Source organism: Leisingera sp. ANG-M6 (genome assembly GCF_000813905.1).
In the GTDB taxonomy this organism is placed as follows: domain Bacteria; phylum Pseudomonadota; class Alphaproteobacteria; order Rhodobacterales; family Rhodobacteraceae; genus Leisingera.
The window spans coordinates 113,779-127,457 of the sequence record NZ_JWLG01000025.1; the positions used below are offsets into that span (position 1 = coordinate 113,779).

Consider the following 13,679-nt stretch of genomic DNA (forward strand, 5'->3'; position numbering starts at 1 on the left):
GTTATCTGACTGTGCGCGTGTCGCAATCCGCAAAGCGTGCCGCCCGGCAGCGCCTCAGGATGGGGGCATGACACAGAGCTTCATTCCAAAACGCATGGACCGCCGCGCAACCAGGTGCAACCTGGTCGCTGCCTGAGTTCCGCCGCCCTTCGCGGGCTTTGACGGTTTCTCAACGGCGGACATTGGAATGACACATGACAGCATCACAAGCGCTGCGCCTTGCCATTGATATTGGCGGCACATTCACCGACACCGTTCTGGTGGCGGGCGAAGACAGAATTCTGGCCTCAACCAAGACCCTGACCACGCATCAGAACCCGGGCATTGGCGCGATGGAAGGCGCGGCGCGGGTGATGGCGCAGGCGGGGCGGTCTTTGGGCGAAGTCACCGGTTTTATCCACGGGACCACCCTGGCGACCAATGCGCTGATCGAGCGGCGCGGGGCGCGGGTGGCGACGGTGACGACTGAAGGGTTCCGGGACATTCTGGAGATCGCCTATGAGCGGCGCTATTCCCAGTATGACATCAATCTAGAGAAACCCGATCTGCTGGTGCCGCGGGAGCGGTCGCTGACCATCCGCGAACGGATGTCAGCGACAGGAGAAGTGCTGATCCCGATGGAGGACCGCGCGGTAGAGGCGCTGATTGCGGAGCTGGATGCCAGCGGGGCAGAGGCGGTGGCGGTCTGCCTGATGCACGCCTATTCCAACCCGGACCATGAGCGGCGGCTGCGGGACATTCTGGCGGCGCGGCGGCCCGGGCTGACGGTCTCGATCTCCTCGGAGGTCAGCCCCGAGGCGCGGGAGTTCGACCGGCTCTGCACCACGGTTGCCAATGCCTATATTCAGCCGCTGATGGAGACTTATCTGGCGCAGTTTGCCGGGCGGTTCGCGGCGGAAGGCGTTGCCTGCCCGATCCTGATGATGACCGCGGGCGGCGGCATGTGCACCATTCAGACCGCGGCGCGGTTTCCGATCCGGCTGGTGGAGTCGGGGCCTGCCGGCGGCGCCATCCTAGCGGCGCGGATTGCGGCGCAGGCGGGGCTGGAACAGGTGTTGTCCTTTGACGTGGGCGGCACCACCGCCAAGCTGTGCCTGATTGATGGCGCCCGGCCGCAGACCTCGCGCCAGTTCGAAATTGCCCGCGCCGCGCGCTTCATCAAAGGGTCGGGCATGCCGGTGCGGATCCCGGTGATCGAGATGATCGAGATCGGGGCCGGGGGCGGCTCTATCGCCGGGGTGGACCAGCTGGGCCGGCTGACCGTGGGGCCGAAATCGGCTGGGTCGGAGCCGGGTCCGGTGGCCTTCGGGCGCGGCGGCACGGAGCCGACCGTGACCGACAGCGACATCACGCTGGGCTATATCGTGCCGGAGACCTTTGCCGAGGGGCATATCCGGATTGACCTGGAGGCTTCTAAGGAAGCGCTGAGCCGGGTGATTGGTTCGCGGCTGGAACTGGATGGCACTGGCGCTGCCGACGGCGTCAGCCGGATTGTCGATGAAAGCATGGCCAGCGCCGGACGGATGCACGCGGTGGAGTCGGGCAAGGATCTGGGCGCGCGCACGATGATTGCCTTTGGCGGCAACGGGCCGCTGCACGCAACCCGGGTCGCGCGTTCCGCCGGGGTGGCGCGTATCGTGATCCCGCCCAATCCGGGTGTTGGCTCAGCCGTGGGCTTCCTGTTTGCGCCGGTCAGTTTTGAAATCGTGCGCTCGCGTTATTCGCTGCTGGAGGACCTGGATCTGGACGGCATCAATACACTGTTTGCCCAGATGATCGACGAGGCGCAATCGGTGGTGGCGCAGGGCGCGGGCGATGCTGAAACGCTGGTGCAGCGGACGGCCTTCATGCGCTACAGCGGGCAGGGGCATGAGATCGAGATTGCCCTGCCGGACCGTGATCTGGCGGCGGAGGATCTTGGCCCGCTGATTGCGGCGTTTGAAACTGAGTACGCGCGGCAATTCTCGCGTCCCGTGCCAGGGATGAAGATCGAGATCCTGAACTGGGCGGTGCGGGTGGCAACACCGGATGCGAAGGTGCCGCCGGTGCCGGAGGTGCCGGCGCTGCGGACAATCACGCCCGGGGCCTTCCGGCCAATCATTTGCGATGTGGATGGCCGCGAAAAGCAGGCGGCATTTGTGCCGCGGGATAGTCTGAAACCCGGCGACCGCATCCCAGGCCCGGCGCTGATCACCGAGCCGCAGACCACCACTCTGGTCTCGGCGGATTTCTCCGCCCATGCGGATGCCATCGGCAACCTTGTCCTGATCCGGGACCAAAAAGGAGATAAGCAATGACCGCCTTGTCACAGGACCTGTCGCCAGCCCGCCTGCAAGTTATGTGGAACCGGTTGCTGGCCGTGGTCGAGGAGCAAGGGCAGACCCTGATCCGCGCCGCATTTTCCCCGATCGTGCGCGAATGCGGCGATATCTCTGCCGGGATTTTCGACGCAATGGGGCAGATGCTGGCGCAGGCGGTCACTGGCACGCCGGGCCATATCAACACCATGGCAGAGGCGGTGATGCACCTGCGCGAACGCTTCCCGGCGGAGACCATGAAGCCCGGCGATATCTACATGACCAACGATCCCTGGCTGGCCTCGGGGCATCTGAACGATTTCCTCTTGATGATGCCGGTGTTCAAAGGGGGCAGAGTGGTCGGCTTCACCTCCTGCACCTCTCATCTGGTGGACCTGGGCGGGCTGGGCATGGGGCCGGAGGGGTCTGACATCTATGACGAGGGGCTGCTGATCCCGCCCTGCAAACTGGTGGCGGAAGGCGAACCGAACGCGCTTCTGCTGGACATTGTCCGCGCCAACAGCCGCGAGCCGATTGCCAATGAGGGGGACATATATGCGCTGATTGCCTGCTGCGAGGCCGGGGCGGCACGGCTGGCAGGGATGATGGAGGAGTTTGGCCTCAGCGATCTGAATGCGCTCGGGGCCTATATCATCGAGACCTCCCGCCGGGGCACATTGCAGGCCATCGCGGAGGTGCCGGAAGGGGTCTACCGCAATGTGCTGAAAATGGACGGCTATGAGAATGAGCTGGAGCTGCACGCGGCGCTGACCGTTTCCAAGGGCGGTATGCATGTGGATTTCACCGGCACCTCGGGCTGTTCCAGCAAGGGCATCAACGTGCCGCTGAACTATGCCACAGCTTACACCGTCTTTGCCCTGCGCTGCATTGTCGGGCCGGATATTCCGAACAACGCGGGATCGCTGGCACCCTTCACTGTCGATGGCCCCAAGGGCTGCATCCTGAATGCGCAGCGCCCGGTGCCGGTGGCGATGCGGCATACGCTGGGGCAGGTAGCGCCGGATCTGGTGCTGGGCTGCCTGCATCAGGCGCTGCCGGACCGGGTTCCGGCGGAGGGTGCCAGCTGTATGTTTGACCTGCCGATGCGGCACGCGCCGGAAGTGGCCCGCGACGGTGGGCGGGAGTTTGCCATCGAGCCGGTCCACAACGGCGGCACCGGCTCCCGGCCCCATGCGGATGGCTTGTCGACAACCGCCTATCCCTCGGGCGTTTATGGCAGCCAGGTGGAGATCACCGAGGCGGTGGCGCCTGTCGTTATGTGGCGGCGCGAGTTGCGGCCCGACTCGGGCGGCGCAGGCAAATACCGCGGCGGGCTGGGGCAGCGGATCGAGATGACATCCTCCAACGGCGCGCCATTTATCGTGTTCCTGTCGGTGGAGCGGCTGAAGTTCCCGGCCTTGGGGCGCATGGGCGGCTTGCCCGGCGCGCCGGGGCGTATCCGGTTCCGCGATGGGGAACAGGACATTGCGGGCAAGGGCGAGCTGCGGGTGGAGGCAGGCGATTATCTGATCTTTGAAACTCCAGGCGGCGGCGGGTTTGGCGATCCCTTGCAGCGCGACCCGGAGGCGCTGGCGCTGGACATGGAGCGCGGTCTGGTGACGGAAGAAGGCGCGCGCGCCTATGGGTGTGGCCAATGATCCGTGCGGTGCCGCATGTGGCGGCCATGGCGTCTTATGCGCTGGCGGATTTGGGCGTGGCGGGGACGGTCTCGCTTGCGCAGAATGAAAGTGCGTTCCCACCCAGCCCGGCGGCCCTTGCGGCGGGCCGGGCGGTGCTGGAGCAGATGCCGCTCTATCCGGATCCGGAGTGGCCGGACTTGCGCGCCGCGGTGGCGGAGGTGCATGGGCTGAATCCGGGCAAGGTGCTGTGTGGGGCCGGGTCGATGGAGCTGATCGGCTGCTTGATCCGCGCCTTTGCCGGGCCGGGGAACCGGGTGCTGGGGACCGAATACGGTTATGCCTTCGCGGCCACCGCTGCGGCGCAAGTGCAGGCGGACTACGTCAAGGCGCGGGAGCGGGAGCTGACGGTCTCAGTGGAGGATATCCTTGCTGCGGTGACGCCTGAGGTGCGGATTGTGTTTGTCTGCAATCCGGGAAATCCCACTGGCACCTTGATCCCGAACGCGGACCTCCTGCGGCTGCGTGAAGGGCTGCCTGCGGATGTGCTGCTGGTGGTCGATCAGGCCTATGCCGAATTTTCTGATGCGGACAACGATCCGGGCGAAATCTTTGCGCTGGCAGAGCGCGGCGATACCGTGGTGCTGCGGACGCTGTCCAAGGCCTATGGGCTGGCTGGGGCGCGGGCCGGCTGGGGATATTTCCCGCCGGAGATCGCCGGGGAAGTGCGCAAGCTGCTCAATCCAAACAATATCTCCATTCCCTCGCAAACCATGGCGGCGACGGCGATGCGGGATCAGGCGCATATGCGGGACGTGGTGGCCCAAACCGCTGCCATCCGGGACACGTTTGCCGAAGACTGCCGCGCGCTGGGGCTGGTGGTGCCGCAGAGCCATACCAACTTTGTGCTGATCCGCTTTGCCTCCGCCAGCCAGGCGCAGGCGGCTGATGCGGCGCTGCGTGCGGAGAAACTGCTGATGCGGGGCATGGGAGGTTACGGGCTGGGCGATTGCCTGCGCGCCACCATTTGCAGCCAGCCTGTAATCGACCGGGCGCTGGCAGTGCTGAAAGGAGTTGTCAAATGACCCATGAAACCCGCACCCGCGCGAAAATCGGCGTGCTGGTGCCCTACACCAACACCAACCTCGAAGCAGACATGATGCTGATGCGCTGCCCGGACACCACGGTGCATTTCCAGCGCATGGGCGGATATGATGTGGAAGAGATCCCCGGCTCCGACCAGATGGCGGGGCTGGGCGCGTCCGACATCAGCCATGACCTGCGGATGATTGCCGGGGTGCGGCCCGATGCGGTGCTGTACGGCTGCACCTCGGCGACGCTGACCCACGGGCCGGGGTTTGACGCGGATCTGGCGGCGCAGATCAAGGCGGGATCGGGTGCCGTTTCCCTGACCGCCGCCGGGTCGCTGGTGGCGGGGATCAAGGCCCTTGGGGCTGCTAAGGTCGGCTTCTCCTCCCCCTACCTCGGGGAGATCAACATCCAGGCCATGGAGTTTCTGGCCGCGAACGGAATCGAAACGGTCAAATGCGCCGACGTGGGCCGCGAGCTTGGCAACTACGGGCAGGGTGAGCTGACCCCGGAGGAGGTGTTTGATCTGGCCTGCCAGGCGGATCACCCGGAAGCAGAGGCCATTGTGCTCAGCTGCACCGACATGCGGTCGGTTGAAGCGGTGGAGCGGATCGAGGCCCATCTGGACAAGCCGGTTGTCACTTCAAACCAGGCGATGATGTTCTGCGTGATGCGGGCGCTTGGCCTGCCGCGGCATCGCGGGCTGCCGGGGCGGCTGTTTGATCGGCTCTAAACTGGCGTCTGTTTCATCTTTGCAAAAATACTCCGGGGAGCGCGAGGGGCTGGCCCCTCGCACCCGTCCCATCAAGGCTCGCCGGAGCCGATTTCTTCTTTCCGGCGGGCGACATAGGCGTCCAGCTCCTCGCGAACGGCGGGATCCATCGCGGGCTCCTCGTAATCCTGCAGCGCCTGCTGCCAGAGGCCGGTGGCGCGCTGCAGTGCATCCTTGGCACCTGCCGCCTCCCAATTCTCGTAGTTCTGCCAGTCCGACAGCATCGGCCGGTAGAACGCGGTCTCATAACGCGCCATGGTGTGTTCGGCGCCAAAGAAATGGCCGCCGGTGGGGACTGACTGGATGGCATCAAAGCCCAGTTCATCCGTGTCGAACTTCATCGGTTTCAGGAATTCGATCATGTTCTGGATGATCTCCACATCCAGGATGAACTTCTCATAGGACGCGGTCAGCCCGCCCTCCAGCCAGCCGGCCGCGTGATAGACGATATTGGCACCGCCCAGCACCGCGCCCCAGGTCGCCATCATGGTTTCATAAGCCGCCTGCAAGTCCACCGCGTTGGAGGCATTGGCGTTGGAGGTCCGGTAGGGGATGCCGTAACGCCGCGCCAGCTGGCCGCCGACGATATTGGCCTTGGCGTTTTCCGGCGTGCCAAAGGCGGGGGCGCCGCTGCGCATGTCGACGTTGGAGGTGAAAGAGCCGTACATCACCGGGGTGCCGGGGTTCACAAGTTGTGTCAGCACCACGCCGAACAGCGCCTCAGCGTTCTGCTGGGCCAGCGCCGCGGGCAGGGTCACCGGCGTCATCGCCCCCATCAGGGTAAAGGGCGTCACCGTCACCGGCTGGCCGTATTCGGCCATGGCAATCAGCCCGTCGCCCATCGCGTCGTCAAACAGCCGCGGCGAGTTGACCGAGATGATGGTGATCACGCCCGGATCTCCCTTCATCTCCTCCGGTGTCTGGCCGCGGGAGATTGCCATCATGTTGATCCCGTCCAGTGCCCGGCCGCGGCCGATGGCGGAGCAGTGGAAGCTGAGGTCGGCATAGGTGATATTGGCCAGATAGGTGTCCAAGTGGCGGTTGTTGGCGGGCAGCTCCAGCGGCGCGGTGACCTGGTTGCCGATCAGGTGGATGGCGTTGAAGTGATGCGCCAGCTTGATGAAGTTCTGGTAGTCGGGGAGGTTGCCGGAGCGGCGCCCATTGATGCAGTCATGCACGTTGGGCGGGCCGGCCACCAGGCCAAAGGTCACGTTGTTGCCGCCGAGCGTGATCCGCTTGTCCCGGTTTCGGCCGGTCAGGGTGAACTCCGCCGGGACTGTCTTCAACGCTTCAGTGACGATGGTTTCGTCGATGCGGATGGTCTTGGTGTCGCGGTCGACAATGGCGCCCGCGGCCTCGAAAATGCCCATCACGTTCTCGCCCATCACCCGGATGCCGGCCTCTGACAGGATCCGCATTGAGGTGGCGTGCAGCTGGTCCATCTGCTCCGTGTTCAGGAGCTCAAACGCAGGGTAAGTGTTTTTTACCTGGCTCCAGGGGAGCTGGTCGATACTGCCGCCGGAGCGGGAGGATTTGCCGCGGCGCCCGCCGCCGCGTCTGTCGCGTGCCATGTGTCTGTCTTTCTGGTCAGGTTGGTGGCTTAGTTTTCGGGCGCGTCATAGATGAGACGCCCCAGATCGGAGAATTTGCTGCCTTCTTTGGTGAAGCCCAGCACTGCATCGCGGATGGCACCGGCGCGGGCCTCGCCCAGCGAAGGCGCGGCGAACTCCATGAATTTCCGCTCGATGTCGTCCTGCGAGAACGGCGCTTCTGGGCCGCCGCGGGCATGGACGTCGCCGGATTCGATGACCCGTCCATCGGTCAGCGTCACCACCACATCGGCAACCCGGCAAGCCGGGAAGCGGACGGAATGGCGCGCGGCCTCAGAGACGGTGATGCGCTCGTGTATTGATGCAACTAGCGGGTCGGCAAGGCCCGCTCCGGAGATATGCTCGACCCCGATCCGCCCGTATGCGGCCTGAATGGCAACGGCAAAGCCCAGCGAATACTGTGCCTGGCTGGTGGTCGAGGGGATGCCCGGATAGAGACAGGCGCTTTCGTGGAAGGTGTTGATGTGGATCTCGGCGATCTGTTCGTGGCTCAGATCGTGTTCCAGCATCACCTGCCGCACGGCGTCGATCGGCGCATGGGCCCAGCGGCAGATCGGGTATGGCTTCACATACTGGTGTTCCATCTGCCAGAAGCGGCCGAGGTCCTCCCAATGTTCCGCCACCCGGTCTTCCTCGATGGTGATTGCGGGCGCGCCGGTGAAGCCTTTTTCTGCCAGCACAGCCGCTGACATGCCTGCCATCGCGCCCCAGCCGGAACCGTCATGCAGCATCGAGGGGTTGGCGATCTCGCGCATCATCTGGCTGCGGGGGCCGTGGAATTCGGCGATCCCCAGCGCCTGGCGCAGCTGGCCGCGGCTGAGGCCGCGCATCCGGGCGGCCATTGCCGCCACCCCCAGCGCGTTCCAGGCGCCCGACGTGTGGTAGTCACTGACAGTTGCATGCAGCGACAGCGCCGCGCGGCCCGCCAGCTCATAGCCCAGCGTGGTGACCGCCAGCGCCTCCGGCCCTGAGAAATCCGGCACCGTTTCCGCCAAGGCCGCAATCGCCGGGATCACCACCACGCCGATGTGGCCCTTGGTCGGGTAATAGCCGTCGTGGCCGTCCAGATTGTCGGTGGCGGTGGCGGCGGCATAGGCGGCACCTGCGACGCTGACCCGGCGGCCGTCAAACATCATCCGGGCGCCAAGGCCGTCCTCACCGCAGCCATAAAGCGCCACGGCGGTGTCGCGGGCGATGCACCCGGCCTCCATTGGGGTGGCGCCGATAGTGATGCCCAGGGTGTCCAGGAACATCAGCGCCGCAGCCTTTCGGGTGGTTTCCGGCAAATCGCCGGGGGTCAGGCCAAAGGTGAAATCGGCGGCGCGGTCGAATGTGGCTGTCATGTCAAGCGGTCCATAAGGGGGCGTTGGCCAAAGCCTAGGCTCCGCCGCCGCAGGTGACCCGCAAATAAACCGGGGTCATAGGGCCGTTATATTTCGCGAAATGCGTGCTAGACGTCGTTTTTCGCCTCTCTCGGGGCGTGATCCCTTTGGAATTGCAGCCCAATCCATTGCATGGGAACATGGCCCCGAAACCGCCAGCGGACCTGTTGATGAAAAACCTGCCCCACCTGACCTTTCTGCGCTCGTTTGAGGCCGCGGCGCGCTATCTCAGCTTCACCTCGGCGGCGGATGAGCTTAACTGCACCCAGTCGGCGGTGTCCAACCACGTGCGCAGCCTGGAGGAGTTCATCGGCCGCCCGCTGTTCGTGCGCCATCCGCGGTCGCTGTCGCTAACAGACGTGGGGGAGGCCTATCTTCCTTCGGTTCGCCATGCGCTGCAGGAAATCGACAGCGCGACCCAGCTGTTGATCTCGCAAAGCCACAAGCGGGAGGTGGTGATCTCCTGCCCTGTCAGCCTGGCGGAGCGCTGGCTGCTGAAGGTGATCGAGGGGTTTTCCGCGGCGCATCCGGATATCGACCTGACCATTCACAGCACGATTTGGGTGGATGTGGAGACAAATGTCTCGGACATTTCGATCACCATCAACCACGTGGATGATGTGATGGGGCCGGCGGTCAAGCTGTGGGATGAAAAGCTGGCGCTGGTCTGTGCACCCGGTTTCCAGGTTGCGGGAGAGACGCTGACCCGGCCGGAACAACTGGTGCAGGCGAAACTGATCCACATTCTGGGGCGGCCGATCTACTGGGAGAAGATCGCCAAGCATTACGGGCTGACCGGGATCGAGCTGAAGGGCGGCTTGCAGACCAATTCCTCCAACATGGGGCTGGAGTTTGCCGCCAATGGAATGGGCTGTGCGGTTCTGCCCAAAACACTGGTCCGGTCCCATGTGGCAGACGGGCGGCTGGTGGAGCCGTTTGATTTCGACCTGGATTGCCCCTGGACCTATTTCGCCACCTTCAAGGACAAGGCGGCGACGCCCTCGGTCAAGCATTTCAAGGCATGGCTAATAAAGGCGGCAGCGGAGATGGAACTGTAGGGCATCAAGGCGAGCTGCAGGCAGCATTGAATTCTGGCGGTGTTTCGCGTATATACGGGTATATATACGTGAGGCTTGCCAATGATTGAGACCAAGATCAGGAAAGTCGGGAACTCTGCCGTCATCACCCTGACGACAGAGATGCTGACGATGCTGGACGCCAAGGAAGGCGACACGCTGTTTGTGGTGCGCGGCGATGATGGCAGCCTGCGGGTGATGGCGCATGATCCAACGGTGGCCGAGGCGCTGGCAGCAGCTGAGGTCGTGATGGACGAGAACCGCGACCTGCTTCAGGCGCTGGCGTGAGCACATACACCTGGGTGCCGCTGGCGGCGGTAACCATTTTCCATGACCGGCAGATTTCGCGCCATGGCGGCGCGGCGGGGATGCGTGACAAGGCGCTTCTGGAAATGGGATGCGCCCGGGCAATGAACCTGGCTGCCTATTCCGATGCAGGCGTGGCGGAGGTTGCCGCGGCTTATGCCTTCGGCATCGCCAAGGCGCATGCGTTTGTGGATGGCAACAAGCGCACGGCCTTTGTGACCGCTGTGACCTTCCTGCGCCTCAACGGCTACCAGTTCCGCCCGGACCCGGTGGAGGGTGTGCGGATGATGGAGAATCTGGCCACGGGGGACGTGGATGAGGCCGCATTTGCAGCATGGCTCACGGCGGGGATGCAGCCGCTTTGATGCCGGTGCGCCGGGGCCGGGTGCTGCGTTAACCGATGATTTTTACAAAGAAATGCAGGTGTGGCCGCAGCATGGGCTGGTCCAGATAGGTCGTTGTTTCCATTGGTGTCTCCACCTCTGTGAAACCCAGCTTGGGGTAAAGACTGCGCATTTCGACATTTGGCGTCAGCGTGTCGGCCACCAGCCGTTTGAGGCCCATTTTACGAGCCGCCTCCTCGCGCGCCTCGATCAGCCGCCGCCCGGTCCCGGTGCCGCGCGCGGCCTCGACGACAAAGACCCGTTTCAGCTCTCCGGTTTCCCGGTCCAGCCGTTTCAGCATGCCGCATCCGACGATCTGGCCGGTCTCGCTCCGCGCCAGCAGCAGGCAGCCGTTCGGCGGCAGGTAATCGCTGGCGTTGGCCCAGAATTCCGCCAGTGCGCTTTGCGGGGCCGCCGGGTCGATGGCGAAGCCCATATCGCCCATCCGCTGGACAATGAGGTCGTAAAACTGCGCCAGAATTCTGTTCAGCTCCTGCTTTGGCGGCAATACATCGCAGTGAATGATCTCGATATCTTGCATCATGCTGTGCTCCCTGCCGGATAATATAGTCAACCTTACCGGCGGGCCAAAGCCTGCAGCCCCGGCCATTGGACCGGGGCTGCAGGTATTCATTCGGCTATTTTAGGGCTCATGCCCGCAGCCGCGCGCCCGAAGGGTCAAAGGCTGCCGCTTCCAGAATGCGTGCCTTGTGCGGCTTGCCGAGGATATAGACCTCAACCTCATCTCCTGGCTTGGCAAAGGCCGGGTTGGCGTACCCCAGCGCCAGCGATTTGCCGACCGAGTAGCCATAAGCGCCTGAGGTGACACGGCCCACCGGCTTGCCGTCCGGAGTAAAGACTGGCTCGCCGCCGGAGGCGTCGGCATCGTTCACTGCGTCAATCTCAAAGGCGGACAGCATTTCGCGCGGGGCGTTATCCTTGACCTTGAGATAGGCGTCCTTGTTGAGGAAGTTCTTGTCCAGCTTGATCAGACCGGCCAGGCCAACCTCCTGCGGCCAGTATTCCTGGCTGTATTCGCGTCCCCAGGAACCATAGCCCTTTTCGATCCGCAAGCTGCCCAACGCGCGACCGCCAACCGGGCCGCCATCGAACTCTGCCGCGGCTGCCAGCAGCGCGGAGTACAGCTTGACCTGATCGCCCTCGGCGCAGTGCAGTTCCCAGCCAAGATCGCCGGTGAAGGAGACGCGGATCGCCAGGCATTCAACACCTGCCACGTCGATGGTGCGGGAGCGCATGAAGCGGAAAGCCTCGTTCGACAGATCCGCGTTGGTCATCCGTTGCAGCATGTCGCGCGACTTCGGACCAGCCACGTTGAAGCCCGCGATGCGGTTGGTGGCGACCTCGAAGGTGGTGCCCGCGGGCAGCTCCACCATGTTGAAGAACCGCTGGTGATAGCGTTCCGCCATGCCGGAGCCGACCATCATGTATTCGTCATCCGCCACCTTGGTGATGGTGAAATCGCCCGCAACGCCGCCGCGGACCGAAATCAGCGGGGTGAGGCAGGAGCGGCCGACCTCAGTGGGCACCTTGTTGGCGACCAGCTTGTCCAGCCACTCAAAGGCGCCGGGTCCCTTGATCACGTAGTTGGCGAAGTTCGAGATGTCGATTACGCCGACGTTCTCACGCAGCATGTTGACCTCGCGGCCAACCGGCTCCCACCAGTTCTGGCGGGTGAAGCTGTTGGTGTCGGTGGTGCCGGGGGTGCCGGAGAACCACAGGGGATGCTCCCAGCCGCAGTTGAGGCCAAAGACGCAGCCCATTTCCTTTTGCATCTCATAAGCGGGGCGCACACGGGCCGGGCGGCCGGCGCTGCGTTCCTCGTTCGGGAAATGGATGGCAAAGCGGTGCGCGTATTGATCCTCGACACGGGCCTTGGTGAATTTCTTGTCGGCCCAGTCGCCAAAGCGGGCCAGGTCCCAGGCGAACATGTCGTACTGCGGCTCGCCCTCGATCATCCACTGCGCCGCCAGCAGACCGAGGCCGCCGGACTGGGAGAAGCCGGGGATGATGCCGGTGCAGCAGAAGTAGTTTTTCAGCTCCGGCACCGGGCCCCAGATGGCGTTTGAATCCGGCGACCAGATCATCGGACCGTTGATGACGCGCTTGACGCCGGCGGTTTCGGCGCAGGGAACACGCTCGGTGGCGCGGATCACGTTTTCCATGATCCGGTCCAGATCGTCGGGGAACAGCTCATGCGCGAAGTCCAGCGGCGTGCCGTTTTCGGCCCAGAAGCGCATGTCCTTTTCATAGGCGCCGATCAGGAAGCCGTTGCCCTCCTGACGGAAGTAGTATTCGCCGTCGCGGTCGGCGATTGAGGGCAGGCGGCGGCCCAGATTGGCGACCTCGTCGATGGACTCAGTGACGAAATACTGGTGCTCGGTCGGCTGCAGCGGCAGGGTGAGGCCCGCCATCGCCGCCACCTCGCGGCCCCAAAGGCCGCCTGCGTTCACCACCCATTGGGTATGGATATCGCCCTTTTCGGTCTTCACGATCCAGCTGCCGTCGGGCTTCTGCTCAGTGCCGATCACCGGGCAGAAGCGTTCGATCTGCGCGCCCATGGCGCGGGCGCCGGCGGCATAGGCCATGGTGACGCCCGAGGGGTCCACATTGCCGCCATCGGGTTCGAACATGATGCAGCGGATGTCGTCGAACTGGGCCAGCGGGTGCAGTTCCTTGGCCTGCTCGCGGCTGACCTCGTGGAAGTTCAGGCCGTAGTATTTTGCCTTGGCTTCCTGCAGGCGCAGCTGGTGCTCGCGCTCTTCGGTCTTGGCAAGGTACAGGGAGCCGGGCTGGAACACGCCGCAGCCCTGGCCGGTTTCCTTCTCCAGCTCCTTATAGAGGTTCATCGTGTAGTGCTGGATGCGGGTCACATTGTTGTTGTCGTGCAACCCGTGAATGTTGGCCGCCGCGTGCCAGGTGGAGCCCGCGGTCAGCTCATCGCGTTCCAGCAGAACCACGTCTGTCCAGCCGAGTTTCGCCAGGTGGTAGAGGATCGAGCAGCCGACCAGTCCGCCGCCGATGACAACTGCCTGTGCATGGGTTTTCATGCGTCATGTTCCCTTGCCTGCGTGCCTGAAACAGCGCGCCCTGCAGGCCGGGGCGGGCC

At 64.1% G+C, this 13,679-nt stretch carries 11 protein-coding genes; 7 read left to right on the top strand and 4 right to left on the bottom strand.

Translation table 11 applies throughout. The annotated features are described in order from the left end of the window. Positions 1-194: 194 nt before the first annotated feature. Genes RA24_RS19985 through RA24_RS20000 form a run of 4 tightly spaced genes read left to right on the top strand, consistent with a single transcriptional unit; the run spans position 195 to position 5,756 of the window. Positions 195-2,297, top strand: a complete 2,103-nt coding sequence (locus RA24_RS19985; RefSeq protein WP_039193857.1) for a hydantoinase/oxoprolinase family protein — start codon at positions 195-197, stop codon at positions 2,295-2,297. Further along, positions 2,294-3,955 carry a hydantoinase B/oxoprolinase family protein gene (locus RA24_RS19990; RefSeq protein WP_039193860.1) on the top strand — a complete coding sequence of 554 codons (1,662 nt, stop codon included), beginning with the start codon at positions 2,294-2,296 and terminating at the stop codon, positions 3,953-3,955. Before RA24_RS19985 ends, RA24_RS19990 begins: the two co-directional genes overlap by 4 nt. Continuing rightward, positions 3,952-5,019, top strand: coding sequence for a pyridoxal phosphate-dependent aminotransferase (locus RA24_RS19995; RefSeq protein WP_039193863.1), 1,068 nt, complete (start codon positions 3,952-3,954; stop codon positions 5,017-5,019). The genes RA24_RS19990 and RA24_RS19995 overlap by 4 nt, the downstream gene beginning before the upstream one ends. Continuing rightward, positions 5,016-5,756: a maleate cis-trans isomerase family protein gene (locus RA24_RS20000; protein ID WP_039193865.1), complete on the top strand. Its 741-nt coding sequence runs from the start codon at positions 5,016-5,018 to the stop codon at positions 5,754-5,756. Before RA24_RS19995 ends, RA24_RS20000 begins: the two co-directional genes overlap by 4 nt. A gap of 71 nt (positions 5,757-5,827) precedes the next feature. Here RA24_RS20000 and RA24_RS20005 read toward each other — a convergent pair whose 3' ends face one another. Beyond that, complete coding sequence (locus tag RA24_RS20005; RefSeq protein ID WP_039193867.1) at positions 5,828-7,366, bottom strand: trimethylamine methyltransferase family protein; 1,539 nt, start codon at positions 7,364-7,366, stop codon at positions 5,828-5,830. A 29-nt stretch (positions 7,367-7,395) separates the two neighbouring features. Beyond that, on the bottom strand, positions 7,396-8,748 hold the full coding sequence (locus tag RA24_RS20010) for an MmgE/PrpD family protein (RefSeq protein ID WP_039193869.1): 1,353 nt from the start codon (positions 8,746-8,748) through the stop codon (positions 7,396-7,398). 209 nt (positions 8,749-8,957) lie between these two features. Between RA24_RS20010 and RA24_RS20015 the strand changes: the two genes are divergently transcribed. From RA24_RS20015 to RA24_RS20025, 3 genes are all read left to right on the top strand, one after another. Further along, positions 8,958-9,845, top strand: coding sequence for a LysR substrate-binding domain-containing protein (locus RA24_RS20015; RefSeq protein WP_039193923.1), 888 nt, complete (start codon positions 8,958-8,960; stop codon positions 9,843-9,845). A gap of 81 nt (positions 9,846-9,926) precedes the next feature. Then, on the top strand, positions 9,927-10,151 hold the full coding sequence (locus RA24_RS20020) for an AbrB/MazE/SpoVT family DNA-binding domain-containing protein (RefSeq protein WP_019296977.1): 225 nt from the start codon (positions 9,927-9,929) through the stop codon (positions 10,149-10,151). Further along, the gene (locus RA24_RS20025; protein ID WP_039193871.1) at positions 10,148-10,534 is read left to right on the top strand and encodes a type II toxin-antitoxin system death-on-curing family toxin; all 387 of its coding nucleotides are present in this window, start codon (positions 10,148-10,150) and stop codon (positions 10,532-10,534) included. The genes RA24_RS20020 and RA24_RS20025 overlap by 4 nt, the downstream gene beginning before the upstream one ends. A gap of 28 nt (positions 10,535-10,562) precedes the next feature. Here the strand turns inward: RA24_RS20025 and RA24_RS20030 are convergent, their stop codons facing one another. Together RA24_RS20030 and RA24_RS20035 are read right to left on the bottom strand one after the other, a co-directional pair. Next, positions 10,563-11,096 carry a GNAT family N-acetyltransferase gene (locus tag RA24_RS20030; RefSeq protein WP_039193874.1) on the bottom strand — a complete coding sequence of 178 codons (534 nt, stop codon included), beginning with the start codon at positions 11,094-11,096 and terminating at the stop codon, positions 10,563-10,565. Positions 11,097-11,202: 106 nt separating this feature from the next. After that, on the bottom strand, positions 11,203-13,620 hold the full coding sequence (locus RA24_RS20035) for a GcvT family protein (protein ID WP_039193877.1): 2,418 nt from the start codon (positions 13,618-13,620) through the stop codon (positions 11,203-11,205). Positions 13,621-13,679 lie beyond the last annotated feature (59 nt).